Annotated in this window: 25 protein-coding genes and 2 tRNA genes; 12 read left to right on the top strand and 15 right to left on the bottom strand. The window is 68.7% G+C overall.

Annotation, left to right across the window (positions count from 1 at the left end):
* The first annotated feature begins 2 nt into the window (after window positions 1-2).
* The 3 genes from NF556_RS12490 to NF556_RS12480 all read left to right on the top strand — a co-directional run bounded on the left by NF556_RS12490 (window position 3) and on the right by NF556_RS12480 (window position 2,347).
* Complete coding sequence (locus NF556_RS12490; RefSeq protein WP_252591254.1) at window positions 3-662, top strand: response regulator; 660 nt, start codon at window positions 3-5, stop codon at window positions 660-662.
* Window positions 663-669: 7 nt separating this feature from the next.
* On the top strand, window positions 670-1,917 hold the full coding sequence (locus NF556_RS12485) for a deoxyguanosinetriphosphate triphosphohydrolase (RefSeq protein WP_252591253.1): 1,248 nt from the start codon (window positions 670-672) through the stop codon (window positions 1,915-1,917).
* 109 nt (window positions 1,918-2,026) lie between these two features.
* Window positions 2,027-2,347 (top strand): hypothetical protein, encoded by a 321-nt coding sequence (locus NF556_RS12480; RefSeq protein ID WP_252591252.1) that lies wholly within the window; start codon window positions 2,027-2,029, stop codon window positions 2,345-2,347.
* 157 nt (window positions 2,348-2,504) lie between these two features.
* Here the strand turns inward: NF556_RS12480 and ligD are convergent, their stop codons facing one another.
* Window positions 2,505-3,473 carry a non-homologous end-joining DNA ligase gene (ligD, locus tag NF556_RS12475; protein WP_252591251.1) on the bottom strand — a complete coding sequence of 323 codons (969 nt, stop codon included), beginning with the start codon at window positions 3,471-3,473 and terminating at the stop codon, window positions 2,505-2,507.
* 40 nt (window positions 3,474-3,513) lie between these two features.
* Here ligD and NF556_RS12470 point away from each other — a divergent pair, with 40 nt between their 5' ends.
* The 4 genes from NF556_RS12470 (at window position 3,514) to NF556_RS12455 (ending at window position 7,313) form a co-directional block, all read left to right on the top strand.
* Window positions 3,514-4,548, top strand: coding sequence for an alpha/beta fold hydrolase (locus NF556_RS12470; RefSeq protein WP_252591250.1), 1,035 nt, complete (start codon window positions 3,514-3,516; stop codon window positions 4,546-4,548).
* Window positions 4,549-4,646: 98 nt separating this feature from the next.
* On the top strand, window positions 4,647-6,659 hold the full coding sequence (gene dnaG, locus NF556_RS12465) for a DNA primase (RefSeq protein WP_252591249.1): 2,013 nt from the start codon (window positions 4,647-4,649) through the stop codon (window positions 6,657-6,659).
* Window positions 6,660-6,664: 5 nt separating this feature from the next.
* Window positions 6,665-7,198, top strand: coding sequence for a hypothetical protein (locus NF556_RS12460; protein WP_252591248.1), 534 nt, complete (start codon window positions 6,665-6,667; stop codon window positions 7,196-7,198).
* 39 nt (window positions 7,199-7,237) lie between these two features.
* A tRNA-Asn gene (locus NF556_RS12455) sits at window positions 7,238-7,313 on the top strand.
* A 93-nt stretch (window positions 7,314-7,406) separates the two neighbouring features.
* Here NF556_RS12455 and NF556_RS12450 read toward each other — a convergent pair.
* Window positions 7,407-8,015, bottom strand: a complete 609-nt coding sequence (locus NF556_RS12450; RefSeq protein WP_252591247.1) for a hypothetical protein — start codon at window positions 8,013-8,015, stop codon at window positions 7,407-7,409.
* Window positions 8,016-8,084: 69 nt separating this feature from the next.
* On the opposite strand from NF556_RS12450, the gene NF556_RS12445 reads away from it, so the two are divergent.
* Window positions 8,085-8,606: a TetR/AcrR family transcriptional regulator gene (locus NF556_RS12445; RefSeq protein WP_252591246.1), complete on the top strand. Its 522-nt coding sequence runs from the start codon at window positions 8,085-8,087 to the stop codon at window positions 8,604-8,606.
* A gap of 37 nt (window positions 8,607-8,643) precedes the next feature.
* Entirely contained in the window at window positions 8,644-9,087 is a 444-nt protein-coding gene (locus NF556_RS12440) for a hypothetical protein (RefSeq protein WP_252591245.1), read from the top strand.
* Between the two features lie 89 nt (window positions 9,088-9,176).
* Here NF556_RS12440 and NF556_RS12435 read toward each other — a convergent pair whose 3' ends face one another.
* From NF556_RS12435 to NF556_RS12410, 6 genes are all read right to left on the bottom strand, one after another.
* Entirely contained in the window at window positions 9,177-10,091 is a 915-nt protein-coding gene (locus tag NF556_RS12435) for an amino acid ABC transporter permease (RefSeq protein ID WP_252591244.1), read from the bottom strand.
* Window positions 10,088-10,768, bottom strand: a complete 681-nt coding sequence (locus NF556_RS12430) for an amino acid ABC transporter permease (protein WP_252591243.1) — start codon at window positions 10,766-10,768, stop codon at window positions 10,088-10,090. The genes NF556_RS12435 and NF556_RS12430 overlap by 4 nt, the downstream gene beginning before the upstream one ends.
* Window positions 10,769-10,854: 86 nt before the next feature.
* On the bottom strand, window positions 10,855-11,757 hold the full coding sequence (locus NF556_RS12425) for a glutamate ABC transporter substrate-binding protein (protein WP_252591242.1): 903 nt from the start codon (window positions 11,755-11,757) through the stop codon (window positions 10,855-10,857).
* A 33-nt stretch (window positions 11,758-11,790) separates the two neighbouring features.
* Window positions 11,791-12,564, bottom strand: a complete 774-nt coding sequence (locus tag NF556_RS12420; RefSeq protein ID WP_425607042.1) for an amino acid ABC transporter ATP-binding protein — start codon at window positions 12,562-12,564, stop codon at window positions 11,791-11,793.
* A 182-nt stretch (window positions 12,565-12,746) separates the two neighbouring features.
* Window positions 12,747-12,823, bottom strand: a tRNA-Ile gene (locus NF556_RS12415).
* Window positions 12,824-12,877: 54 nt separating this feature from the next.
* Window positions 12,878-13,174 (bottom strand): hypothetical protein, encoded by a 297-nt coding sequence (locus tag NF556_RS12410; RefSeq protein WP_252591241.1) that lies wholly within the window; start codon window positions 13,172-13,174, stop codon window positions 12,878-12,880.
* 174 nt (window positions 13,175-13,348) lie between these two features.
* On the opposite strand from NF556_RS12410, the gene NF556_RS12405 reads away from it, so the two are divergent.
* Complete coding sequence (locus tag NF556_RS12405; RefSeq protein ID WP_252591240.1) at window positions 13,349-13,864, top strand: DUF3145 domain-containing protein; 516 nt, start codon at window positions 13,349-13,351, stop codon at window positions 13,862-13,864.
* Between the two features lie 111 nt (window positions 13,865-13,975).
* Here the strand turns inward: NF556_RS12405 and NF556_RS12400 are convergent, their stop codons facing one another.
* The 6 genes from NF556_RS12400 to NF556_RS12375 all read right to left on the bottom strand — a co-directional run bounded on the left by NF556_RS12400 (window position 13,976) and on the right by NF556_RS12375 (window position 20,198).
* The gene (locus NF556_RS12400; RefSeq protein ID WP_252591239.1) at window positions 13,976-15,112 is read right to left on the bottom strand and encodes a glycosyltransferase; all 1,137 of its coding nucleotides are present in this window, start codon (window positions 15,110-15,112) and stop codon (window positions 13,976-13,978) included.
* A gap of 78 nt (window positions 15,113-15,190) precedes the next feature.
* Window positions 15,191-16,441 carry a beta-ketoacyl-ACP synthase II gene (fabF, locus tag NF556_RS12395; protein WP_252591238.1) on the bottom strand — a complete coding sequence of 417 codons (1,251 nt, stop codon included), beginning with the start codon at window positions 16,439-16,441 and terminating at the stop codon, window positions 15,191-15,193.
* A 165-nt stretch (window positions 16,442-16,606) separates the two neighbouring features.
* Window positions 16,607-16,855, bottom strand: a complete 249-nt coding sequence (locus NF556_RS12390) for an acyl carrier protein (protein WP_252591237.1) — start codon at window positions 16,853-16,855, stop codon at window positions 16,607-16,609.
* 70 nt (window positions 16,856-16,925) lie between these two features.
* A complete protein-coding gene (locus NF556_RS12385) occupies window positions 16,926-17,975 on the bottom strand; it encodes a beta-ketoacyl-ACP synthase III (protein WP_252591236.1) in 1,050 nt (349 codons plus the stop codon).
* Window positions 17,972-18,928: an ACP S-malonyltransferase gene (locus NF556_RS12380; RefSeq protein WP_252591235.1), complete on the bottom strand. Its 957-nt coding sequence runs from the start codon at window positions 18,926-18,928 to the stop codon at window positions 17,972-17,974. Before NF556_RS12380 ends, NF556_RS12385 begins: the two co-directional genes overlap by 4 nt.
* Before the next feature lie 79 nt (window positions 18,929-19,007).
* Window positions 19,008-20,198: a PucR family transcriptional regulator gene (locus NF556_RS12375; protein ID WP_252591234.1), complete on the bottom strand. Its 1,191-nt coding sequence runs from the start codon at window positions 20,196-20,198 to the stop codon at window positions 19,008-19,010.
* 127 nt (window positions 20,199-20,325) lie between these two features.
* Here NF556_RS12375 and NF556_RS12370 point away from each other — a divergent pair, with 127 nt between their 5' ends.
* A complete protein-coding gene (locus NF556_RS12370; protein WP_252591233.1) occupies window positions 20,326-20,955 on the top strand; it encodes a DinB family protein in 630 nt (209 codons plus the stop codon).
* A complete protein-coding gene (locus NF556_RS12365) occupies window positions 20,948-21,970 on the top strand; it encodes a glycerophosphodiester phosphodiesterase (protein WP_252591232.1) in 1,023 nt (340 codons plus the stop codon). Before NF556_RS12370 ends, NF556_RS12365 begins: the two co-directional genes overlap by 8 nt.
* Here the strand turns inward: NF556_RS12365 and aceE are convergent.
* Window positions 21,967-24,717: a pyruvate dehydrogenase (acetyl-transferring), homodimeric type gene (gene aceE / locus NF556_RS12360; protein WP_252591231.1), complete on the bottom strand. Its 2,751-nt coding sequence runs from the start codon at window positions 24,715-24,717 to the stop codon at window positions 21,967-21,969. The two genes, NF556_RS12365 and aceE, sit on opposite strands and share 4 nt — an antisense overlap.
* Between the last annotated feature and the right edge of the window lie 203 nt (window positions 24,718-24,920).

Genomic DNA, 24,920 nt, shown 5'->3' with positions numbered 1-24,920 from the left:
CCATGGTGAATGTCTTCATCGCCGACGACCAGGCCATGGTGCGGCAGGGATTCGGTGCGCTGCTGGCCGCCCAACCCGACATCCAGGTCGTCGGGGACGCTCCCGACGGTGCCGCTGCCGTCCGCGAGGTCGTGCGGCTGCGCCCCGACGTCGTGCTGATGGACGTGCGCATGCCCGAGATGAACGGGCTGGACGCCGCGGCCGAGATCTTCCGGCGGCGGTTGGACCCGGCGCCGCGGGTGCTGATGCTGACCACCTTTGACATCGACGACTATGTCTATGAGGCGCTGCGACTGGGAGCCAGCGGTTTCATGCTCAAGGACGCACCGGCCGAGGAGCTGATCCGCGCGGTGCGCCTGGTGGCTGCGGGGGAGGCGCTGCTCGCGCCGTCGGTCACGCGCCGGCTCATCGAGGAGGTCACCCGGCGTCGCTCGGACGTGCGCCCGACCGCTGCCCTCGACGCGCTGACCCCGCGGGAGCGCGAGGTGCTCGAGCTGCTCGCGGCCGGCCTGTCCAACGTGGAGATCGGGCAGCGGCTCTTCGTCGCCGAGCAGACCGTCAAGACGCACGTGGGCAAGGTGCTGGCCAAGCTGGGGCTGCGGGACCGGGCACAGGCCGTGGTCTACGCCTACGAGTCGGGCGTCGTGCGCCCCGGCGCCTAGGTCCGGCGTGGTCGGCTATACCCCCCACGATCGGGAGCGGTGGGTCTCCGAGGACCCCGCGCTCAAGCGGTTGGACCGAGACGACTTTGCCCGGGACCGTGGCCGGGTCATCCACTCCGCGGGGCTGCGGCGCCTGTCGGCGACCACCCAGGTCGTCTCGCCGGACTCCGACGACTTCGTGCGCAACCGGCTGACCCACTCCCTGGAGGTCGCCCAGATCGGCCGGGAATTCGGTGCGGCACTGGGCTGCTCGGCCGATGTGGTGGACACTGCCTGTCTGGCCCACGACATCGGTCACCCGCCCTTCGGGCACAACGGGGAGAGCGCCCTGGACACGTTGGCGGCTGACATCGGGGGCTTTGAGGGCAATGCCCAGACGCTGCGGGTCCTCACCCGGCTGGAGGCCAAGCGCTCGCACGCTGACGGCCGCTCCGCGGGGCTGAACCTGACCCGCGCGAGCCTCGACGCGGCGACCAAATATCCGTGGTCTCGGGGCGAGGCGCCGCATGCCACCCACAAGTTCGGCGTCTATCCCGACGACGTCGAGGTGTTCGCGTGGCTGCGCGACGGTGCTCCGGACGAGCCGGGCCGGCGCTGCCTGGAGGCACAGGTCATGGACTGGGCTGACGACGTGGCCTATTGCGTGCACGACGTCGAGGACGGCATCGCGTCCGGGCGCATCGACCCCGCGGCCCTGCGCTCGACAGTCGAGAAGTCAGCGGTGGTGCAGGTGGCCCGCGAGTCCTATGCCGCGGACCTCTCGGACGACGAGCTGGCTGCGGCCCTGGAGCGGTTGCTCGCCTCAGGCTGGGTGCCGGAGTCGCACGACGGCAGCCGGGCCGACCTGGCCGCACTGAAGGACATGACCAGCAGACTGATCGGCCGCTTCGTCAGCACGGTCGAGCAGAGCACGCGGGCAGAGCACGGCGGCGGTGTCCTCACCCGCTATGCCGCAGACCTGGTGGTGCCGGACAACGTGCGGGCGGAGACTGCCGTGCTCAAGGCCACCGCGGCACACTTCGTGATGCGCAGCACCGAGCGCCGCGACCTCATGGACCACCAGCGCACCGTCGTCGGCGAGCTGCTCAGGCACTTCCTGGACCGGCCCGAGGCGATGGATCCGCTCCACCGGTTGGCTCGACAGGAGGCTCTTTCCGCTGGTGACGAGGCGGCTCAGTTGCGTGCGGTGGTCGACCAGGTCGCGTCGCTGTCGGACGTCCGGGCCCTCACCCTGCACGCCTCGATCACCGGGTGAGAACCCCAGTGCGTGTTCAAGATATGTCCAGACTTCCTTTAGGCTAGTCCGCGGAAGCCGGTGCCCGAGGGGGCAATTCGTCACCGCGCCGGCTCGACTGGGAGGAAAGATGAAGCGACTGATGACTGGTGTCGTGGCCGCCGCCATGCTGGTGCCGGCCCTGACCGCCTGCGGTGGAGATGACGCTCAGGAGTTCTGTGAGGCCGGCGAGGAGCTGGACTCCGCGGCATTCGACGTCAGCGACCCCGACGCTGCGAAGGACCTGCTGCAGGACCTGGCAGACCAGGCTCCGGACGACATCAAGGGCGACTTCGACACCATGGTTGAGCAGCTCGAGCTCGCATCGTCGGACCCGGCCAGCATCGACACCACGGCCGTGACGGAAGCCTCCGCGAACATCGAGGAGTGGACCACCGAGAACTGCAACTGACGCAGCTTGCGGCCTGACCAAGACCCCCGGTGGACCACCGGGGGTCTTGGCATGCTGAGGGCCGACAAGGGGTGGTGCACCACGGCAGCATCCGCGCCCCCGGACCACCGACCTGCGGCGCGTCGGTGCACAGGCCGGAGCCTCGGCATACGGCTGGTCAGTCGTCGGGGTCCGGGACCGGCTCGGCGCCTGCCGCCTCGTCCCGCTCGGCCCACTCGAGCAGGGGCGCGATGTCATAGACCGCGTCGTCGATGCCCGCGTGCAGATCGCCCAGCTCGGCATAGCGATCCGGCATGGTGGTGATGGTGAAGTCTGCCGGGGCGACGTCGGGCACCTCGTCCCAGGTCAGCGGCGCGCTGACCCGCGCATCCGGGCGGCCGCGCACGGAGTAGGCGGCGGCGATCGTGTGGTCCCGGGCGTTCTGGTTGAAGTCCACGAATACCGCGCGAGGGTCACGGTCCTTGCGCCACCAGGCCGTCGTCGCGTCCTGCGGGGCTCGCCGCTCCACCTCGCGCGCAAAGGCCAGAGCCGCGCGGCGCACGTCCTGGAAGCCATGGTCGGGAGGGATCCGCACATAGATGTGCAGGCCCGTGCTGCCAGTGGTCTTGGGCCAACCCACCGCACCCAGCTCGTCGAGGACCTCTCGGGCGACCCCTGCCACGCGCTGGACCGTCGCGAAGTCGCTCTCCTCACCCGGGTCCAGGTCGATGCGCCACTCATCGGGCCGCTCGATGTCGTCGCGCCGACTGTTCCAGGGGTGGAACTCGACGGTCGACATCTGCACCGCCCAGATCACGCTGGCCAGCTCGGTGACGCACAGCTCGTCGGCCGTCCGGTTCCACCGGGGGAAGGTCACGTGGGCGGTCTCGACCCAGTCGGGAGCGCCGCGGGGGAGACGCTTCTGGTGGACCTTCTCTCCCTCGATGCCCTCGGGGAAGCGGTGCAGCATGCAGGGCCGCTCGCGCAGGGCGTTGACGATGCCGTCGCCAACAGAGAGGTAGTAGTGGGCCAGGTCGAGCTTGGTGTGCCCGCCCTCGGGGAAATAGACGCGATCGGGGTTGGAGATCCGCACGGTGCGCTCACCCACGCGGAGCTCGGTCGCGGGGCTCTTCGACGAGGCGGCCATGCCCCAATCATGTCACCACGCCCTCTGCGATGATCGGATCATGTCTCTCTCCGGCACCCGCACGCACCTGGTCCAGACCGCCCGGCTCAACACCTTCGTGCGCGAGGCCGGTGACCCGTCGGCGCCCGTGCTGGTCCTGGTGCACGGCAACGTGAGCTCCTCGGTGTTCTTCGACGCGCTGATCGAGGAGCTGTCCGACACCTATCGGATGATCGCGCCGGACTATCGCGGCTATGGCGGGTCCGAGCGCAAGACCATCGACGCCACCCGCGGCATGGCCGACTTCTCCGACGACGTGGTGGCGCTGCTCGACGCCCTGGAGATCACCGAGCCGGTCGATCTGCTCGGCTGGTCCGCCGGCGGCAACATCGTCCTGCAGGTGGCGATCGACCACCCGGGCCGGGTCAGGAAGCTGATCCTGGAGGCGGGGGGTTCGCCCTACGGCTTCGGCGGCACCCATGGCCAGGACGGCACGCCGACCGCTGCCGATTTCGCCGGAACAGGTGGCGGCACAGCCAATCCCGACTTCTGCGCACGCCTGGCCGCGGGCGACCGTGGGGAGGAGGCGACGAGCCCGTTGACGACGTTGCGGGCCGTCTATGTCAAGCAGGGCTTCACGTTTGACCCTGAGGTTGAGCAGCGCTATCTCGACGGGATGCTGGCCACCAGCGTGGGCGACGACATCTATCCGGGCGACAGTGTCCCCTCGGACAACTGGCCGGGGTCTGGGCCCGGCACCACCGGCACCAACAACGGGCTCTCCCCGAAATACCTCAACCAGCGCGCTTTCGCCGACCTCGACCCGGCGCCGCCGGTGCTGTGGATCCGTGGTGAGGATGACGTGATCGTCTCGGACACTTCGCTGTTCGACCTGGCACAGCTCGGCAAGCTCGGCGCGATCCCCGACTATCCGGGGGAGGACGTCGCACCCACCCAGCCGATGGTCAGCCAGCTCCGTGCCGTGCTGGAGGCAGCGGGCGAGGTGACCGAGATCGTCTATGCGGACTGCGGCCACAGCCCGCACCTGGAGCATCCCGAGCGCTTCGTCGCCGATGTGCGCGCGTTCGTGCAGTGAGTGTCCCGGGGCGAGCGCCCTGGGATCAGCACTGTGGACTGAGCACGTGATCTGACAGGGCGACCGCCTAGACTCACCGCAAACGTGAAGGAGGGTCGGTGGCTGGACTGATCAGGCCCGAGGACGTGGCAGCCGTCAAGGAGCGCACCTCGATCGAGGACGTCGTGCGCGAGCACGTCACCCTGCGCACCGCCGGCACGGGGTCCCTGAAGGGGCTGTGCCCGTTCCACGACGAGAAGACCCCCAGTTTCACCGTGCGCCCTGCCGTCGGGGCCTGGCACTGCTTCGGCTGTGGTGAGGGCGGCGACGTCCTGTCCTTCGTGATGAAGATCGACCACCTCTCCTTCGCCGAGTCGGTCGAGCGGCTCGCCGGCAAGCTCGGCATGGAGCTGCGGTATGACGAGGCAACCGGTGGGCGTGGTCGTCGCGACGGCGAGGGTGGGCTCGGGCGACGGGCACGACTGGTGGAGGCCAACCGTGCTGCAGCCGAGTTTTATGCCACGGCCTTCGCGGAGAGCCCCGAGGGCCAAAAGGGCCGGGACTTCCTGTCCGCCAAGGGTTTCAACAGTGACGACGCGGCCCTGTTCCAGGTGGGTTATGCCCCGCAGGCCGGTGAGGCGCTGACCCGACACCTGCGCACCAAGGGGTTCACCGACGACGAGCTGGTCACCGCTGGATTGTCCGGTCGGGGGGGCCGCGGGCTCTATGACCGCTTCCGTGGGCGGGTGCTCTGGCCGATCCGGGACATCACCGGGGACACCGTCGGCTTCGGTGCCCGGCGGATCTATGACGAGGACCGCATCCAGGCGAAATATCTCAACACGTCCGAGACGCCGATCTATCGCAAGACCTCAGTGCTGTATGGCCTCGACCTCGCCAAGAAGTCGATGGCCGACCAGCGACGTGCCGTGGTCGTCGAGGGTTACACCGACGTCATGGCCTGTCACCTGGCCGGAGTCGACACGGCCGTGGCGACCTGTGGCACGGCCTTTGGCGTCGACCACATCAAGATGCTGCGCCGCATCCTGCGCGACGAGTCGGGGCTGTCCCCGGCCCGCGTGGTCTTCACCTTCGATGGTGATGCTGCTGGGCAGAAGGCCGCGATGCGGGCGTTCGCCGAGGACCAGCGCTGGGCCAGCCAGTCGTTTGTCGCCGTGGCCCCCGCCGGCCAGGACCCCAACGACCTGCGGCTGTCCGGTGGCGACGAGCCCGTGCGCGAGCTGATCGAGGCGGCCGTGCCGCTCTTTGAGTTTGCCGTGCGCTCGACCATCGCGCCCTATGACCTGGACCGAGCAGAGGAGCGCGTGTCCGCGATGCGGGCCGCAGCGCCCATCCTGGCTGGCATCCGCGACCCCGCCCTGCGCCCGGAGTATGTCCGCACCGTGGCCGGCTGGCTCGGAATGCCGGTGGAGCGGGTCGGCTCCGAGATGGTCCGGGCCGGACGGGCGTCGCAGGGACGCAACGGACGCCCCGGGAGTCGCCCCGGGCCAGGTCAGGTCCAGGGGCAGAGACAGGCGCAGGGGCAGGGGCAGGCACAGTGGCAGGGTGGGCCACCGCCGGACGAGGGCGCACCCGGCAGTGGGGCCCCCGAGGGACCTCCCCAGCCACCCGTCCTGCCGACGCCCGACCTGCGCGATCCCCTCGTGTCTGCCGAGCGGCAACTGCTGCAGGTGGTCCTGCAGTTCCCCTCGACGCTCGCTGACGAGGCGCTCTCCCAGTTGCCACCCGACGCCTTGCGCGCACCAGCCCACCAGGTCGTGCTCGCGGGAGTCCAGGCCGCTGGAGGGCTCCCCGCGTCCCGCGCGCTGAGCAGCCAGGGCTGGGCAGCGCGCGTGTCCAGCGCGACCCGCGAGGAGGCGCAGGGCCTAGTCAACGAGTTGGCCGTGGCCGCACTGCCCGAGCGGCTTGATCCGGCGACCGGCCGCCCTCCGCAGCGCTATGTCAACTCGCTGATCACCCGAGTGCAAGAGGCCGGCCTGGAGCGGCGGATCTCGGACGCCATGAGCGGTTTGCAGCGTGCCGAGCCGGGCAGCGCCGAGGGACGTTCCCTCAACGAGCAGTTGTCGATGTTGTTTCGCGAGCGGGCGCGGCTGCGCGCCGGGATGGAGTGATCACGGTGGCGTGGGGCAAGAAGTCTCAGGAGGGACCACCGCAGGCCGTGGTCCGAGCGGGTGTGCCAGCGCGGGACAAGCTTGTGGGGGCAGCCTGGGACGAGTTGGGCCAGCAGTGGGTGGTGGCCTCCCACACCCGGCTGACCGTGGTGGACCAGGACGGCGAGGTGCGCCAGTCCTGGCCCTGGCACGAGGTCGACGGGGGAGCGTGGGACCCCGACTCTGACACGCTCCGGGTCACCTGGGTCGCAGGTGGGGGGCCAGCCCGCTGGACCCTCACGGGCGCCGGAGCGCACGCCTTCACCGATGCCTTCCGGGACCGCGTCGACGCCAGTGTCGTGCTCATGCGCGAGGTCGACCTGGGTCCCGGTCGCAAGACACGCGTCGCGATCCGCAAGGACCTGGCAACGCGCGAGCTGATCGACCAGGTCGTGCCGGGGCAGCGCGTCCGACCAGATGATGAGGAGCTCAACGAGCAGGTCGCCGTGGCACGCGCCACACTGCGCGACCAGAGTGGCTTGCCACCCCTGGGTGCGTGATAGAGTCGGTGCTCGCTGCCACCCCGAGGGTGCGCACATTCCCCTGTAGCTCAATTGGCAGAGCATTCGGCTGTTAACCGGAGGGTTGTTGGTTCGAGTCCAACCGGGGGAGCCACCAGCAAAGGCCCGGAATCATGCGTGATTCCGGGCCTTTTGGTTGCCCAACGGTCAGGCGCTCCGCCCGTGAATCGACCCGACGACCAAGGCGCTACGACCGGATCTGCACGCGGGGCCGTGTCACGCCACGTGCGCCGCCGCGACGCCTTGAGATGACCCGCTCGGCGGCCACATAGGCGGGGCGGATTGCGCCCAGAGTGGGGGAGAGCCTGCGGGTGCTCGGCTCACGTCCCGCCAGCCTTGCCTCAGCGTTGACGAGGAGTTGCTCGATGATCGCGTCGTGCAGGGCAAGGATGAGCCGCATCGCGGGCGCGGGCACGGTGAGCTCAAGATCGAGCTGGTGGGTCCAGCGCAACAGGCCGTCGCCAGAGTCTTCGAACCACAGGACGTGTCCACCGACAAGGTCCGAGTTGGGGTCGACCTCGAAACGCACCAAGGAGTCTGTTGCCTCGACCACCCGATAGCGCACGCTCCCGTGGCCGCCCTTGCTGCCGATCTCGTGGCCCCGGTCCAGCTCCATCGCAGGGAATCGATCGCGGGGCCAGATCAGGTCATCCGGGCCACCGAGTGTCGCCATGAGCGACTGCGCTGTTGAGGTGTCGCCAGCCATGGTCTGGCTGTGCTCGTTGCGGATCGCCTGGGGCCACACCGGATGTGGGCGTGTCCACGGGAAGTCTGCAGGGCGGGTCAGGTTCCACATCGGCGTCTCCATACGTTGGCGTATGGAAAGCGTACGGCACCGTATGGGTACAGTGCAAGGGTGGCGAAGATGGATCGGCAGAAATGGGTCGAGGCGGCCCTGGACGAGATCGCCCGGGTCGGGGTGACACGGCTGGCGGTGGAGCCGCTGGCTAAGTCGCTGGGCACGACGAAGGGGAGCTTCTATTGGCACTTCGCAGATCGCTCGGAGCTCCTGGACGCCGCCCTCGAGCACTGGGAGATGATCGCCACCCGCCAGGTCGTCGAGGACGTCTCGGGCCAAAGCGTTCGTGAGCGTCCCGAAGCCCTGGTCGAGATGGTCTTCGCGCCCCACGACTCAGATCGTGCCGAATGGATGATCCTCGCCGCCGCTGATGACGAGGCGGTGCGCCCGGTCGTGCAGCGAGTCCATGCCGCCCGGCTGGCCTTCGTCGAGGACGTCTGTCGCGGGGTGGGCTGGGGCCAGGAGCGTGCCTCGGCCCGTGCCCGACTGGCCTACGCCACCTATCTCGGGCAACTCCATCTGCGCATGGGGGCCGGCATTGATTCGCTCCCCATCGATGAGGTCGTTTCGGTGCTGACGCGGCCGTGACGCCGTGCTACCAACGGTGAGTGAACGGTTGCGGTTCATGAAGATGTTCAAGCGCGCCGTCGCCACGACTGCAGCTCTCCTCATCGGGGGGACGATGTTTGCCGGTCTCCCGGCCAACGCGGCTGGCACCAACTGTGACGGGAGTCAGGTGCGGACCTGCATCAACGTCCGGATCAGCGGGGACACGGCCACGCCAGCAGCACGGATCACTGATGTGTCCGACGGGGTCGACTTCCAGGTGAACGCCACCCACGTGGTGCTGCAGAAGTACCACAACGGCGCGTGGGTCAACGCAGCCGACAAGGTCAAGGACTTCGACGGTTGGCATGACCGGCAGGACCTCGCAGTTGGCGACTCGAAGGCCTGTGAGGCGGGGCAGGTGATCAAGGTGCGAGCCAAGGCACGCTTCGACTGGAAGCGGGCTGGCACGGACCACGAGTGGGCCTACTCCAAGCCGGTCAACCTGGTCTGCGCCCACTGAGGCGGCACTGTGGCGGGTGAGTCCGCCAGCACAGCAAAGGCCCCTTCCCTGGGATTCAGGAAAGGAGCCTTTGCTGTGCGAGGACTCTGTCAGACCCTGCCCTGGGTTCCCCCGCCGAGACCACCCACGGCGGGGATCGGGGCGATCGGCGGGGGCTCGTTGGCATCCGCCACGCCACCGGCCGACCGGTTGCGCTTGCGCTGGCGGTTCTCGATCCACTCGGCCAACTTGCTGAGTGCATAGTTGATCAGGATAAACAGCACGGCCACCACCACATACGCGGGCAGGGTTGCCGACTCGGCAGAGCCGATGTTGCGGGCTCGGGTGAGCAGCTCGGGATACAGGATGATGTAGCCGAGCGCGGTGTCCTTGGTGATGACGATGACCTGGCTGACCAGGGTCGGCAGCATCGCTGTCAGAGACTGCGGGATCAGGATCGAGCGCCGCACCTGGCTCGGGGTGAGCCCGATGGACAGCCCAGCCTCACGCTGTCCCGCCGGCAGAGAGGTCACGCCGTTGCGGATGACCTCACACAGCACGGCCGAGTTATAGAGCGTCAGACCGACCACGACCCCGATCAGGGGGTTGAGGTCACTGGGGAACCAGCCCCGGTGGGACAAGAAGTAGAAGATGAACAGCATCATGATCAGCACCGGCACCGCGCGGAAGAACTCGACGATGATGCCGGCGAGCCAGCGCAGCGGTGCGAGGTCCGACATCCGAGCCATGGCCAGCGCCAGAGCCAGGACGCTCGCGCACACGATCGCGATCGCTGCGGCCCGCAGGGTGTCGATGATGCCGGGGATCAGATAGTTGTTCCAGGCGCTCCCGGTGAGCACCCAGTCCCAGCGTGCAGCGGTGAGTTGTTCCTTCTCGTCCAGTCGGCCATAGACCACATAGAGCAAGCCCACCAGCAGGAGCACGCCGATGACGGCCAGGATCCGATAGCGCACCCGTGCCTTGGGCCCCGGGGCGTCGAACAGGACGCGCGTTGTGTCACTCATCGCTTCACCGCCAGGCGGTTCGACAGGAAGCTGGTGAGCATCCCCATGGGGAGGGTCAGGATGACGAAGGCGATCGCCACCACCCCGAAGCCCAACAACAGGATGTCCGGGCGGAACTCAGCGACGGCCTTCATGCGGTAGGCGATCTCGGCAACGCCGATGGCCGCCACGACCGTGGTGTTCTTGGTCAGCGCGATCAGCACGTTGCCCAGCGGTGTGATCGCACCACGGACGGCCTGCGGGAGGATCACCTGGGTCAGGCTCTGCGTGAACGACAAGCCGATCGAGCGGGCGGCCTCAGCCTGGCCCAGCGGGATGGTGTTGACGCCGCTGCGCAGGGCCTCGCACACGAAGGCCGCGTGATAGACGCTGAGGCCCAGGATGGCGAGCCGGACGCTGTTGTCGACGATGAAGGTGTCGGAGTCGCGGGAGGCGAGCTCAACGCCGAGTTGTCCCCACAGGGCCAGGCTGCAGGCCACCACGATGAGTGTCAGCGGGGTGTTTCTGAACAGCGTGACGTAGGCGGTGCCGATGAATTGGAAGATCTTGACCGGCGAGACCCGCATGATGGCCAGAACCGTGCCGAGGATCAGCGAGAAGAACGCTGAGTAGACGGTCAGTTTGACGGTCATCCAGAACGCCGCGAGGAACTCGTACTCCTCGATCAGCTCGAGCATGGGACTCCCAGGGTGAGACGGATGGAGAACCGGCACGATCGGCATACTCCCCGTCTGTGCAGGGAGTATGCCGATCGGCTAGCCGATCATGCGCAGTTGCCGCCCGCCTCCGGCGGGTTGGCCTCGGCGTTGGGGGTGTAGTTCGCGGCACCGAGGAACTCGTCGATGATCTCCTCCATCGTCCCGTCCTCCCACATCTCAGTGATGATGCCGTTGATCTCCTCGCACCGGTCGTCGTCCTTGTTGAGGCCGATGCCGTAGTTCTCGGTGCTGAACGTCTCGCCAGCAACGACCAGCTTGCCGGCGTAGGCCTCCTGCGCCGCGAAACCGGCCAGGATGGTGTCGTCCGTGGTCAGGGCGTCGAGGGTGCCGTTGGCGACCTGCTCGACGCACTCGGAGTAGCTGGCGTATTCCTGCAGCTGGACGTCGGGGTAGTCCTCCGAGACGTTCGCAGCGGAGGTGGAACCGGCCACGGAGCAGAGCAGCTTGCCCTCCAGGTCGGCCGGGCCGGTGATGCCGCTGTCGACCCCGACTAGCAGGTCCTGCCCGGCGACGAAGTAGGGGCCGGCGAACTGGACGGTCTCCATGCGGGCGTCGGTGATCGAGTAGCTCGCCACGATCATGTCGACCTGGCCGGTGTCCAGCATGGTCTCGCGCTGGGCCGAGACCGACTCCCTGAAGGAGATCTGGTCCTCGGAGTAACCGAGCTTCTCGGCGACAACCTTGGCGATCTCGGTGTCCATGCCGGTGTAGGTGTCACCGTCCTGCATGCCCATGCCGGGCTGGTCGATCTTCACACCGATCGTGATGCCGTCGCCGCCACCTTCTTCGCCGCCGCCAGCGTCCTCGGAGGCCTCACCGCCGTCTCCACCGCCGTCAGCGGCGGGGGCGTCATCACCCTCGTCACCGCCGTCATCACTGCCGCAGGCGCTGAGCATCAGGGCTCCGGCCGCGAGCACGGCCATCAGTCGGAAGGGAGTGCGCTTCATATTGATCTCCTTGATAGGTGTCACGGTGTTGCGTCAGTGAGTCAGGATCTTGCCGAGGAAGTCCTTGGCGCGATCGGTCTGTGGGTTGGTGAAGAACTCTTCGGGGGTGTTCTCCTCGAGAATTGCCCCGTCGGCCATGAAGACGACCCGGTCAGCCGCCTTGCGGGCGAAGCCCATCTCGTGGGTGACCACGATCATCGTCATGCCGGACTTGGCCAGCTGGATCATCACGTCGAGGACCTCGTTGATCATCTCGGGGTCCAGCGCAGAGGTGGGCTCGTCAAAGAGCATCACCGTCGGCTCCATGGCCAAGGATCTGGCGATCGCCACGCGCTGCTGCTGGCCACCGGAGAGCTGGGCCGGATATTTGGCGGCCTGGTGGGCCACGCCGACCCGCTCCAGGAGCTCCATGGCGCGCTTCTTGGCCTCTGCAGACTTGACGCCACGCACCTTGATCGGGCCCATGGTGACGTTCTCGAGGATCGTCTTGTGGGCAAAGAGGTTGAAGGACTGGAAGACCATGCCGACGTCAGCGCGGAGCTTGGCCAGGGCCTTGCCCTCCTCAGGGAGCTTGTCGCCGCCGATCGTGATGGAGCCGGACTCGTGGGTCTCGAGCCGGTTGATCGTCCGGCACAGCGTCGACTTGCCCGAGCCGGAGGGGCCGATGACGACCACGACCTCGCCGCGATGGACCGTGAGGTTGATGTCCTTCAGGACGTGTAGGTCTCCGAAGTGCTTGTTGACGTCCGACAGTGCCACCAGCGGCTCGTTGGTGGGTCGCGGGAACCCGTTAGCGTCTTCGCTCATGTCGGCACCCTACTTATCTGGGGGCCCACCGCCCAGCAATTACGCGCAGCCGTAACCGAATCGAGTCCTAATCGCCCTCACCGACCGAGCGCGTGGGCGCCCGAAAATCGACCCGACTGAGCGCGTGGGTGCCCGAGATTCGCACCGACTGAGCGCGTGGGCGACGGCAGGCAGCGGCGACGTGGTGGGCCAGCAGGGGCTTGAACCCTGGACCGACGGATTATGAGTCCGTTGCTCTAACCGGCTGAGCTACTGGCCCCAAGCCGCACGATCCTAACGCGAGCCAGCGTCGCGGTCGCACAGCGGGAGTGAGTCAGATCCACGGGGCCGGGTCCTCGACCTTGCCGCTGCCCCACTCGTTCCCGGGCCGCCACCGACCGGTGTTGTTCCGGGAGTGGTGGCGGGCCATGGCCGCGTTGATCGAGAGGGCGATGGCCATCAGGGCGAAGACGGTCCCAAAACCGAGGTGATGCAGCTCGTCACTGCGGCTGAACTGCCAGAAGCCGAGCACGGCGAACGGCACGGAGGCCACTGCGACGAGCAGGTTCGGGATCCACAGCCACCGCGGCGGCTGTCGTCGTGTCGCCCTGACCCCACCCGGTTCTCGCATGGACCCATCGAAGCAGAAAGGTGCTCTCACGCGTGTCGAGGCGGCCGCCACGCCGTGGCACTTGATACTCGTGTGACAAGAGAGCACAATGGGTGGCGTCACACAGCGACACCCGCCGAGTGTGGTGCAGAGGCCGTTGGGGAAGACGTCCCTCGCACCAAACAGGAGGTCCGGATGTCTGCTGTGACACCGCGTATCGTTACGCGCGGGGTGGTGTTCATACACTCCACCCCCACTGCGTTGTGCCCGCACATCACCTGGGCCCTCGAGGGAGTCCTCGACACCCGGGTGTCCCTTGACTGGGTCCCGCAGCCGGCGCAGCCCGGCACCATGCGGGCCGAGTTCTCCTGGACCGGCGACGCCGGCACCGGGGCTCATCTCGCCAGCGCCATGCGCGGCTGGGACGGCCTGCGTTATGAGGTCGTCGAGGAAGCCAGCCGCGGGAGCGACGGCGCCCGCTGGACCCACACGCCCGAGTTGGGCATCCACCACAGCCGCCTGTCCGCGAACGGCGACATCGTCGTCAACGAGGACCGAATCCGCGGCATCGTGGAGGGCTCCCAGGGCAACATGGCGGTGCTGACCGCTGAGCTCGACATGGCCCTGGGGTCTGCGTGGGACGCCGAGCTCGAGGACTTCCGCTACGCCGGCGAGGGTGCCCCGGTCAAGTGGCTGCACAAGGTCAGCTGACCTGAGGGCCCGTCGCTCACCCGAGCACAACCTCAGGTGAGGCACTGGGTATGCCGACACTCGGCATACCCAGTCCGGTGGCCGTTGGTCTGTGGCGGGCAGAGGCCGCACTCACCTCCTGGAGTGCAGGACCGCCAACTCGTCGTGGATCTCCAGCATCTCGTCCGAGGAGCGTCCCCAGTTGAACGTCTCGGCCTGCTCTCGAGCGAGGCGACGGGCGTCAGGGCGCGTGCGCAACTCCAGGACCGCGTCGGCGAACTTCGCCGGATCGGAGGGAGCCGCGAGGCCACCATCGCGCACCACCTCGGCCAGCGCGCCCTCGTCGGGACACACGGTGGGCACACCGCAGGCCAGCGCCTCCAGGGCAGCCAGGCCAAAGGTCTCCAGCGGACCCGGCGCGATCGCGACGTCGGCGCGCCGCATGACCGCGGCCAGCTCCGCCCGGCCGTTGATGTAGGAGTGGAAGGTGACCGGCAGGTCCTGCGAGTTCTCGATCAGCTCATCGCGCAGCGGGCCGTGGCCGAGCACCGTCAGGTGGGTCTTGATCCCGCGGCGCACCAGGTGCCGGACCGTCTCGATCGACAGCTGCGGGTTCTTCTCCGGCGCCAACCGGCCGCAGTGGATGATGTGCAGCGCGTCGTCGTCGGCACGACTGCCCCCGGCCGGGGTGAGCCGCTCGTGGGAGTCGTCAGGGTGGAAGACCTCAAGATCCACCCCGAGCTCGACCACGCGGGCGGGGATCCCGAGACGCCGGAACTCCTCTGCCGCAAAGCGACTGGGACACACGATCGCGTCATAGTCGTGCGCGCTGCGGTTGTTGATGAAGTCCGCCAGCCACACCGCAGGCACGTCCGGCACCGGCGTGCGGCGCACCATGATGCCGGTCATGTTCTCGTGGCTGATCATGATGCTGCCGATGTCGCGGCGCCCTGCCCAGCGACCCATCCAGCGCGTGGTCGAGCGGTCGGACACCTCGAGGGAGTCCGGGTTGATGGAGTCCATCAGCGCGCTGAGTCGGGCACGGTTCCACATCAGCGAATAGCCCTTGCCGGGGATCGGCGTGGCCGGCACCCGGTGGACGGTGCCCTGCGACTCCTGCGTCACCGGCGGCTCGTCCTTGGACGACGCGGGGATGATCAGGGAGACCTGGTGCCCACGCTCCTGATAGACCTCGCCCCAGTGTCGGAGCGCGGTCTTGATGCCGCCCGAGGTGGGGCTGACGAAGTTCGCGACGCGCAGAATGTGCATAGGGCATCGCACGCTACCCCTCCGGACTGGGTATGCCGGGAGGTCCGGTGTGGTGTCCCTCTCGCCTCGCCCGGTGGCTCAGTAGGTGCTGAAGGTCAGCGCCACGTTGGCGCCACCGAAACCGAAGCTGTTGCTCAGCGCGGCCAGGTCGCCGGCCGGCAGCTCGCGGGCCGAGCCGGTGACGACGTCCATGTCGATCTCCGGGTCCTGGTCGGTCAGGTTGATGGTCGCCGGGATCGAGCGGTGGTGCAGCGACAGGATCGTCAGCACCGCCTCGATGGCCCCGGCGGCGCCGAGCAGGTGACCGGTCATCGACTTGGTCGCGGTGACCGGGATCTCGCTGCCGTGTGAGCCGAACGCCCGGGCGATCGCCTTGGCCTCGGCCGCGTCACCGACCGGTGTCGAGGTCGCGTGGGCGTTGATGTGCACGATGTCGGTGGTGCTCAGCCCGCCGTTCTCGACCGCCTCACTCATGGCGCGGGCAGCGCCAGCGCCCTCGGGCTCACCAGCGGTGATGTGATAGGCGTCGGCCGAGCTGCCGACGCCGGCGACCACGCCATAGATCGTGGCGCCACGCGCGATGGCGTGCTCCTCGGCCTCGAGGACCATCACAGCCGCGCCCTCACCGAGCACGAAGCCGTCGCGGCTCACGTCATAGGGCCGCGAGGCGGTGGCGGGGTCGTCGTTGCGCTTGGACAGTGCCTGCATGGCGGCGAAGGCGGCCAGGGGCAGGGGGTGCACAGCGGCCTCGGTGCCGCCAGCGACCATCACGTCAGCGCGACCCGCGCGGATCATGTTGAGCGCCAGGCCAATCGCCTCGGCGCCGGAGGCGCAGGCGCTGACCGGTGTGTGGGCACCAGCCCGGGCGGTCAGATCGAGGGAGACCGCAGCGGCGGGGCCGTTGGGCATGAGCATCGGCACGGTCAGCGGGAAGACGCGGCGCGGCCCCTTGGTGCGCAGGTTGTCCCACTGGTCCAGCAGGGTCCAGACCCCGCCGATGCCGGAGCCGATCGCGACACCGAGCCGCTCGGGCTCGACCTCGGGGGTGCCGGCGTGGGCCCACGCCTCACGCGAGGCGATCAGCGCATACTGACCCGCCGGGTCGTTGCGACGCACCTCCACCTTGGGCAGCACCTGGTCCGGCGGCGTGTGCACGCTCGCGGCGAAGGTGACGGGCAGCTCGTGCTCGGCCACCCAGTCCTGCTCCAGGGGGCGGACACCGGACCGGCCGGCCTGAATGGCCGCCCAGGTCTCCTCGACGTTGCCGCCGACGGGGCTGGTGGTGCCCAGGCCGGTGACGACGACCCGACGCTCGGGGTTCGCGGACATCTCGTGCTCCTCGATGGGGGTTGCTGAGGTTTGGGTGGGGTTGCTTGTGGGTATGCCGTGTGCCCGGGCCCCCTCAGGGGCTCGGGGTGGGATCGGGTGGGCTGTGCGTCCCTCCGGCCGGGCGCCGGTATTTCTGCCGTGCGCCCGGCCGGTGGGAGCGCCGGGTCAGCCCTGGGCTTTGGTGATGAAGGCGACCGCGTCCTTGACGTGGGTCAGGTTCTTGACCTCGTCGTCGGGGATGCGGACACCGAACTTGTCCTCGGCGTTGACGACGACCTGCATCATGGACAGCGAGTCGATGTCGAGGTCCTCCTGGAAGGACTTCTCCATCTGGACCGCGTCGGCCTCGATGCCCGTCTCCTCGTTGACGATCTCGGCGAGGCCGGCGAGGATCTCCTGCTCGTTCAGTGCCATGTGGCGTGCTCCTTCTTCTCTTCCATTGGGCTGACCCGGTGAACCCGCCGGGCCTCGGGGGACTGGTGGGTCAGGGCAGGACGACGACCTGGGCGGCATAGACCAGGCCCGCGCCAAAACCGAACTGCAGGGCCAGACCGCCGTGGGGTGCCTCGCCCTCATTGAGCATGCGCGCGGTCGCCAGCGGGACCGAGGCAGCTGAGGTGTTGCCGGTCTCGGCGATGTCGCGGGCCACGGGGATCTCCGGGGGGATGCCGATGTGCTTGATCATGGCGTCGGTGATGCGCATGTTGGCCTGGTGCGGGATGAAGGCGTCCAGCTCGGCGGACGTGATGCCGGCCGCGGCCAGGGCCTTGTCGACGACCGGGGCGATGGTGTAGACCGCCCAGCGGAAGACCGACTGACCCTGCATCGCAAAGTGCGGCCACTCGACGGCACCCGCCTCGTCGGAGGTCATGTCGGCGCGCAGCCCGGTCCAGGGCTGCTTCTGCATGATCTTGTCCCAGTTCTCGCCGTCCGACCCCCAGATGGTCGGGCCGATGCCGGGGAAGTCGGACGGGCCGACGATGGCCGCCCCAGCACCGTCACCGAAGATGAAGGCGCTGCCGCGGTCTTCCTTGTCCGTGAAGTCCGAGAGCTTCTCGACCCCGACCACCAGGACATACTCGGCGCTGCCAGCGCGGACCATGTCGTTGGCCAGGGAGATGCCATAGCAATAGCCCGCGCACGCAGCGGAGATGTCGAACGCCGCCGGACCGCTGGTGCCCAGGCGCTCGGCCAGGATCGGCGCCGCTGCCGGGGTCTGATAGGGGTGGGTCACGGTGGCCATCAGGACCACGGAGATCTGCTCCGGGGTGATGCCCGCCATGGCGATCGCGTCGCGGGAGGCGGCCTCGGCCATGTCGATCACGGTCTCGTCCTCGCGGGCGAAGCGACGCTCCTTGATGCCGGAGCGCTGCTGGATCCACTCGTCACTGGAGTCGATCCACTGGCAGATCTCCTCGTTGGTGACGATGCGCTCGGGACGATAGCCGCCGACACCGTGCAGGCGCGCGTGACGCGCGCCCTCCGGGACGGTGAGCGTGGGCTGGTTGGGCTTGGCCGTGGGTTGGGCGGTCACTGTGCGTCCTCCTGGGGATTGCTCGCGGCGCTGCCGTGCTCGCGGATCATGCGGCGGGCGGCCTCAAGGTCGTCCGGGGTCTTCAGGGCCAGCAACTCGATGCCCTTCAGGGCGCGCTTGGCCAGACCGGTCAGGGTGCCCGCCGGAGCGAGCTCGATCAGGCCGGTGACGCCGAGGTCGGCGAAGGTCTGCATGCACAGGTCCCAACGGACCGGGTTGCTCACCTGGCTGACCAGTCGGGCGAGCACGTCCTGGCCATCGGTGACGATCGTGCCGTCGGCGTTGGAGGCCAGTGGCGTGTGCGGGTCCAGCGTGACGATGGCCCGGGCATAGCGCTGCAACTGGTCGACGGCGCTGGCCATGTGGTGGGTGTGAAACGCCCCGGCAACCTGCAGGGGGATCACGCGGGCACGGGCCGGGGGAGCCTCGCTCAGGGCAGCGAGCTGCTCCATCGTGCCCGCCGCGACGACCTGACCAGCGCCGTTCATGTTGGCCGGGGTCAGTCCGTGCCCCTCGAGCGCCGAGGCCACCTCGTCGGGCACGCCGCCCAACACGGCACTCATGCCGGTCGGGGTGGCCGCAGCGGCCTCGGCCATCAGCCGTCCGCGCTCGCGGACCAGGACCATCGCCTGCTCGTGACTGAGCACGCCCGCAGCTGCCGTCGCGGTGAGCTCGCCCACCGAGTGACCACCCCAAGCGCCCACGAGACCGGCGTCGGCCGGGTCCTCAAAGAGGGCCGGGAGGGAGGTCAGGCCAGCCGCGACCAGGAGGGGCTGGGCGACGGCGGTGTCGCGGATGGTGTCGGCGTCCGAGGTGGTGCCGTGCGCGACCAGGTCGAGGCCAGCCACGGCCGAGAGCCACTCCAGCCGGTCGCGATAGCCCTCCAGCTCGAGCCAGGGGGTCAGGAAACCGGGGGTCTGGGAGCCCTGTCCGGGCGCGACGATCACAAGCACGAGGTCCACTCTCCCGTTCTCTGGTGGCCACCGGCGACATCGTTTGCCACGACATCTCGGCACGTTTCTTGGAGGAAACCTACAACCTGGGTGGATCCGCTCGACGGCGCCACGCCACCTGCCCTCCGCTGGCGATCCGACCATAGGCGAGGGCGACTCGCGCCACCCACGCCTCTCGGGGCCGGGTCAGGTCGAGATCAATCACCTCGGCGATCCGCCCGAGGCGATAACGGACCGTGTTGGCGTGGACAAAGAGCTCCCGGCTGGTGGCCTCGAGACGGCCGCCGGACTCCAGATAGGCGGTCGCAGTCTCCAGGAGATCGCCGTGCTCGGCCAGCGGGCGATAAACCCGGTCGACCAGCAGGCGGCGCGCGGGTCCGTCTCCGTTGAGGGCGCGCTCGGCGAGCAGGTCGTCGGCCAGCACCGGCCGCGGGACGTCGACCCAGGCTGCTGCGGCGTCCAGGGCCGACAGCGCCGAGCGAGCGGACCGACCGGCGGCAAACAGGTGGGGCACCATGGGGCCGACCACGATGGGACCGGGGCCAAACTGGGCGACCAGGCCCTGGGCCGTGGCCATGGGGTCGGTGAGTTTGCCGAGCACCACGATCAGCCGGTTGCCCTGCACCGCAATCAGCACCTCCAGGCCGTTGCGTGCCGCTGCGCCCCGGATCGCCACGGCCACCTCGGCGCTGGTGCGCTGTGGTGTGGCTCCGACCACGACGGCGACGTCCGTGACCTGCTCCCAGCCCAGCTCAGCGGCTCGGGACTGCAGGGTGTCGTCGGCCTCGCCGCGCACGACGGCGTGCACGACGAGGGACTCGAGGCGGGCGTCCCACGCACCGCGGGACTCGGCGGCAGCGGCATAGATCTGGGCCGCTGCAAAGGCGACCTCGCGGGAGTAGCGCAGCAGGGAGTCACGCACGCGCTCCTCCTCGCCGGGGCGGGCGAGCAGCTCGACGTGCTCCTCCACCTCATCGATGGTGGTGCGCACCAGGTCGAGGGTCTGCCGCAGCGTGATCGTGTGCGCCAGCTCGCGCGGGGCGGTCCCAAAGATGTCGGCCGTCACCGGGAGGGAGTCGTCGTCCTGGCGATACCAGGTCAGGAACCCGTGGATGCCAGCCTGAGCCACCAGCGCGACCCAGGAGCGGTCCTCGGCGGGCAGCTCGCGATACCACTGGTGCTCGCGCTCCATCCGCTGGGCGGCATAGGTCGCCACGGTCCCCACGTTGCGCAGCGCGGGCGCCCGCTCGCCGCCGGGTTCACCGTCCATCCGGGCACTGTAGCGCCGCTGTCGCGCAGCGCCTCGTTTGTGGGCGGCGCACAATCAGCGAGTCGCAGGCAGAGCTGCGAGTTGGACCGCGACACCACGACGCCGGCGACGTCGGTAGGTTCGGGTCATGAGCACCGATCCCATCGCGCCCGACACCAAGGACTGGACCTGGACGACGCAGCGTCGCTGCGCCGAGTGCGGCTTTGACGCCTCCACCGTTGCGGCTGCCGACCTCGGCGACCTGATCCCCGCCCTGACGGCCCCGTGGCAGGACGTGCTGACCCGGGAGGACGTGCGGGTCCGGCCGCAGCCCACCACCTGGTCGCCACTGGAGTATGCCGCGCACGTCCACGAGGTGCTCGACGTCTTTGCCGGTCGCTTCGAGCTGGTGCTGAGCGAGGACAACCCGCTGCTGCCCAACTGGGACCAGGACGCCGCCTCGATCGAGGGCGACTATGCGGCCCAGGACCCGGTCGTCCTCGCCCGCGAGATCCCAGAGCGCACCACGGCGCTCGTTGACATCCTGGCCCGGTTTGACGGAGGGGGGTCCCCGGAGGGTGTACGAAACCTTGATGAAAATGCGGGAGAGGCGTGCGAAACCTCTATCTTTTTGTGGGGGAGGGGGGCGCAGCGCTCGGACGGGGCGGAGTTCACCGCGCTGTCGTTAGCGCGCTATCTGGTGCACGACCTGGCCCACCACCTGCACGACGTGGGCGCTGGCGACCGTCTCCCGACGAGCGGCGCAGCGGATGCCTGAGCCGATCCTGATCGCGCACCGGGGAGCGAGCGGGGCACGGCCCGAGCACACCCTGGCGGCCTATGAGCTGGCAGCCCGGCTCGGTGCGGACTATCTCGAGCCCGACCTGGTCGCGACCGCCGACGGACACCTGGTCGCCCGGCACGAGAACGAGATCAGCACCACCACCGACATCGCCGACCACCCCGAGTTCGCCGACCGGGCGACCAGCAAGGTGATCGACGGCCACACCGTCACCGGGTGGTTCACCGAGGACCTCACCCTGGCCGAGCTGCGGACCCTGCGCTGCCGAGAACGGTTGCCCGACCTGCGCCCGGGCAACACGGCATACGACGGGCAGTTCACTGTGCCCACGCTGGAGGAGATCCTCGACCTGCGCGCCCGGCTCTCTGCAGAGCTCGGACGTGACCTGGGGGTCTACCCCGAGACCAAGCACCCGACCCACTTCCGCGACATCGGGTTGCCCCTCGATGAGCCGTTGGTCGCGGTGCTGGAGAGAGCTGGCCTGAATGAGGACGGGGCACCGGTCTTCCTGCAGTCCTTCGAGCTGGGCAACCTGATCCACCTGCGCCGCGACCTCGGTGCCCGCGCGCCACTGGTCTTCCTCGCCGAGGCGGCAGGCGCCCCCTACGACTTCGTCGCGGCGCAGGACCCACGCACGTTCGCCGACCTGTTGACGCCCGCCGGGCTGGCCGAGCTGGCGCGGTGGGTCGACGGCATCGGACCGCACAAGGACCTGGTCATCGCGCCGGGGGCGGACGGCACGCTGGGGGAGCCCACGTCACTGGTGACCGACGCGCACGAGGCCCGACTCGTCGTGCACCCGTGGACCTTTCGCCGGGAGAACGCCTTCCTGCCCACCGACCTGCGGGGAGCAGGCGGCGACCCGGGCGCGGCCGGCGATGTGGTGGCCGAGATCCGGGCGCACCTGGCTGCCGGTGTGGACGGCTTCTTCACCGACCACACCGACCTGGGCGTGCAGGCCCGGGCGCAGGCGCAGCCAGGGTCCGGTTAGGCGTCGCCGCCAGCCACACCACTGGTGCCGGCGCGCACGTCGTGGAGCTGATACTTCTCGATCGCTTCCTGCGGGAGCTTGGCGTCGATCTCGCCGCGGTCGGCCAGCATCTGCAGGGCCTTGACCGCCATCGACGGGCCGTCGATGTGGAAGAACCGGCGCGCAGCCGCCCGCGTGTCGGCAAACCCGAACCCGTCGGCGCCCAGGGCGTAGTAGTCCTCTGGCACCCACGGTGCGATCTGATCGTGCACGGCACGCATCGAGTCGCTCGTGGCGATGACTGGGCCGGTGCCCTCGGACAGGCGCTGGGTCACGTAGGGCACCTTGCGCTCGTTCTCGGGGTGCAGGAAGCGCTCGTCGTCGCAGCGCATCGCCTCGCGGCGCAGCTCGGTCCAGGAGGTCACCGACCAGACCTCGGACGTCACGCCCCAGTCCTGCTCGAGCAGGTCGCGAGCCTCCAGGGCCCAGGGCACGCCCACACCGGAGGCGAGCAGGCGCACATTCTTGTCGCCACTGCCGCCCTCGGCGATGCGGTGCATTCCCTTCAGGATGCCCTCGGCATCGACGCCCTCGGGCTCGGGCGGGTGCACCATCGGCTCGTTGTAGAGGGTGATGTAGTAGAGGACGTCCTCGGGGTTGTCGCCATACATCCGCCGGATGCCGTCCTGCACGATGTGCGCGATCTCGTAGGCATAGACGGGGTCGTAGGCCACGACGGCGGGGTTGGTGGAGGCAAGCAGGTGGCCGTGTCCGTCGGCGTGCTGCAGGCCCTCACCGGTCAGTGTCGTGCGCCCGGCGGTGGCGGCCATCATGAAGCCGCGGGTCAGCTGGTCGGTTGCGGCATAGATGCCGTCACCGGTGCGCTGGAACCCGAACATCGAGTAGAAGACGTAGAACGGCACCATCGGCACGCCGTGGGTGTCGTAGGACGTGCCGGCGGCGGTGAGGGCAGCGACCGAGCCGGCCTCGTTGATCCCCAGGTGGAGCAGCTGACCCTGCTCGGACTCCTTGTAGGCCAGCATCAGCTCGGCGTCCACGGAGGTGTAGTTCTGGCCGTGGACGTTGTAGATCTTGGCCGTCGGGAAGAAGCTGTCCATGCCGAAGGTGCGTGCCTCGTCCGGGATGATCGGCACGATGTGCTTGCCGAACTCCTTGTCGCGCATCAGGTCCTTGAAGATGCGCACGAAGGCCATCGTCGAGGCGATCTGCTGCTTGCCCGAGCCCTTCTTGCCCACCTTGTAGGTGTCGTCACCGGGCAGGGCCAGCTTCTGCGCCTTCGCCGGCTGCCGCTTGGGCAGGCCGCCGCCGAGCTTGGCCCGGCGCTCGCGCATGTATTGCAGCGTCGGGTCGTCGTCGGCCGGGCGATAGAACGGGGGAGCGTAGGGGTCCTTCTCGATCTGCTCGTCGGTGATCGGGATCTTCAGCCCGTCGCGGAAGGACTTGAGGTCCTCCACGGTCATCTTCTTCATCTGGTGCGTGGCGTTGCGGCCCGCGAAGTTGGAGCCGAGGCTGTAGCCCTTGATCGTCTTGGCCAGGATCACGGTCGGCTGACCGGTGTGCTCCATGGCCTCCTTGTAGGCCGCGTAGACCTTGCGGTAGTCGTGACCGCCGCGCTTCAGCGCCCACCACACCTGCTCGTCGGACCAGTCCCTGACCAGCTCCTTGGTGCGCGGGTCGCGGCCGAAGAAGTGGTCGCGGATGAACCCGCCGTCCTTGGCGCGGTAGGTCTGGTAGTCACCATCCGGCGTGGCGTTCATCAGGTTGACCAGGGCACCGGAGGGGTCGGCCGCCAGCAGCTCGTCCCAGCCGCGGCCCCAGACGACCTTGATGACATTCCAGCCGGCGCCGCGGAAGAAGGACTCCAGCTCCTGGATGATCTTGCCGTTGCCGCGGACCGGGCCGTCCAGTCGCTGCAGGTTGCAGTTCACCACGAACGTCAGGTTGTCCAGCTCGTCGTTGGCGGCGACGTGCAGCAGGCCACGCGACTCAGGCTCGTCCATCTCGCCGTCGCCCAGGAAGGCCCAGACGTGCTGCTGGGAGGTGTCCTTCAGGCCGCGGTTGTGGAGGTACTTGTTGAACTGGGCCTGATAGATCGCGTTCATCGGCCCGATGCCCATGGACACCGTCGGGAACTGCCAGTAGTCCGGCATGCTGCGCGGGTGCGGGTAGGACGGCACCGCGCGGATCTTGCCGTCGACGATGTGCGACTTTTCCTGGCGGAACCCGGCCAGGTCCTCCTCCTCCAGGCGTCCCTCGAGGAAGGAGCGGGCATACATGCCGGGGGAGGCGTGCCCCTGGAAGAAGATCTGGTCACCACCGCCCTCGTGGTCGCGGCCCCGCCAGAAGTGGTTGAAGCCGACCTCATAGAGCGTCGCCGCTGAGGCGTAGGTGGAGATGTGCCCGCCCACGGAGATGTCCGGGCGCTGTGCTCGGTGCACCATCACCGCGGCATTCCAGCGGATCCACGCGCGGTAACGCCGCTCGACGTCCTCGTCACCGGGGAACCAGGGCTCGCGCTCGGGCGGGATCGTGTTGACGTAGTCAGTCGTGGTCAGCGAGGGGATGCCGACCTGGGACTCTCGGGCCCGCTCCAGCATCTTGAGCATCAGGTAACGCGCGCGGCGCCGCCCACCGGAGTCGATGGCACCGTCGAGGGAGTCCAGCCATTCCTGGGTCTCCTCGGGGTCGGTGTCCGGGATCTGACTGGGCAGGCCGTTGACGATCGGACCCGGCTTCTTGGTTGTCACTGACGTTCCTTCCACTGCGAGCAGCACTCTCCTTCAGTCATCCTCGCACGACGGGTACGGTGGCCGCATGGCCCACCCCACACCCGCCGACCCGCACCTCCCCACCCGCCGGACCATGCGGCATACCCCCGCTTGTGTCCCTGCTGGTGCCCCTGTCCCGGAGGTTGCGCGCGTGTCGCGTCTTGCCTCTGCGGCCGTTCTCT

Source organism: Ornithinimicrobium faecis (genome assembly GCF_023923225.1).
GTDB classification, from domain to species: domain Bacteria; phylum Actinomycetota; class Actinomycetes; order Actinomycetales; family Dermatophilaceae; genus Ornithinicoccus; species Ornithinicoccus faecis.
Note: the sequence above shows the minus strand (reverse complement) of the source record. Positions and strands in the feature narration are given on the sequence as shown.

What these genes read in the sequence shown, in the direction of transcription:
- NF556_RS12490 (WP_252591254.1), top strand. Translation starts at nt 3, where the DNA reads ATGGTGAATGTCTTCATCGCCGACGACCAGGCCATGGTGCGGCAGGGA.
- NF556_RS12480 (WP_252591252.1), top strand. Translation starts at nt 2,027, where the DNA reads ATGAAGCGACTGATGACTGGTGTCGTGGCCGCCGCCATGCTGGTGCCG.
- ligD (WP_252591251.1), bottom strand. Translation starts at nt 3,473, where the DNA reads ATGGCCGCCTCGTCGAAGAGCCCCGCGACCGAGCTCCGCGTGGGTGAG.
- NF556_RS12470 (WP_252591250.1), top strand. Translation starts at nt 3,514, where the DNA reads ATGTCTCTCTCCGGCACCCGCACGCACCTGGTCCAGACCGCCCGGCTC.
- NF556_RS12450 (WP_252591247.1), bottom strand. Translation starts at nt 8,015, where the DNA reads ATGTGGAACCTGACCCGCCCTGCAGACTTCCCGTGGACACGCCCACAT.
- NF556_RS12445 (WP_252591246.1), top strand. Translation starts at nt 8,085, where the DNA reads ATGGATCGGCAGAAATGGGTCGAGGCGGCCCTGGACGAGATCGCCCGG.
- NF556_RS12440 (WP_252591245.1), top strand. Translation starts at nt 8,644, where the DNA reads ATGAAGATGTTCAAGCGCGCCGTCGCCACGACTGCAGCTCTCCTCATC.
- NF556_RS12435 (WP_252591244.1), bottom strand. Translation starts at nt 10,091, where the DNA reads ATGAGTGACACAACGCGCGTCCTGTTCGACGCCCCGGGGCCCAAGGCA.
- NF556_RS12430 (WP_252591243.1), bottom strand. Translation starts at nt 10,768, where the DNA reads ATGCTCGAGCTGATCGAGGAGTACGAGTTCCTCGCGGCGTTCTGGATG.
- NF556_RS12425 (WP_252591242.1), bottom strand. Translation starts at nt 11,757, where the DNA reads ATGAAGCGCACTCCCTTCCGACTGATGGCCGTGCTCGCGGCCGGAGCC.
- NF556_RS12420 (WP_425607042.1), bottom strand. Translation starts at nt 12,564, where the DNA reads ATGAGCGAAGACGCTAACGGGTTCCCGCGACCCACCAACGAGCCGCTG.
- NF556_RS12410 (WP_252591241.1), bottom strand. Translation starts at nt 13,174, where the DNA reads ATGCGAGAACCGGGTGGGGTCAGGGCGACACGACGACAGCCGCCGCGG.
- NF556_RS12405 (WP_252591240.1), top strand. Translation starts at nt 13,349, where the DNA reads ATGTCTGCTGTGACACCGCGTATCGTTACGCGCGGGGTGGTGTTCATA.
- NF556_RS12400 (WP_252591239.1), bottom strand. Translation starts at nt 15,112, where the DNA reads ATGCACATTCTGCGCGTCGCGAACTTCGTCAGCCCCACCTCGGGCGGC.
- fabF (WP_252591238.1), bottom strand. Translation starts at nt 16,441, where the DNA reads ATGTCCGCGAACCCCGAGCGTCGGGTCGTCGTCACCGGCCTGGGCACC.
- NF556_RS12390 (WP_252591237.1), bottom strand. Translation starts at nt 16,855, where the DNA reads ATGGCACTGAACGAGCAGGAGATCCTCGCCGGCCTCGCCGAGATCGTC.
- NF556_RS12375 (WP_252591234.1), bottom strand. Translation starts at nt 20,198, where the DNA reads ATGGACGGTGAACCCGGCGGCGAGCGGGCGCCCGCGCTGCGCAACGTG.
- NF556_RS12370 (WP_252591233.1), top strand. Translation starts at nt 20,326, where the DNA reads ATGAGCACCGATCCCATCGCGCCCGACACCAAGGACTGGACCTGGACG.
- NF556_RS12365 (WP_252591232.1), top strand. Translation starts at nt 20,948, where the DNA reads ATGCCTGAGCCGATCCTGATCGCGCACCGGGGAGCGAGCGGGGCACGG.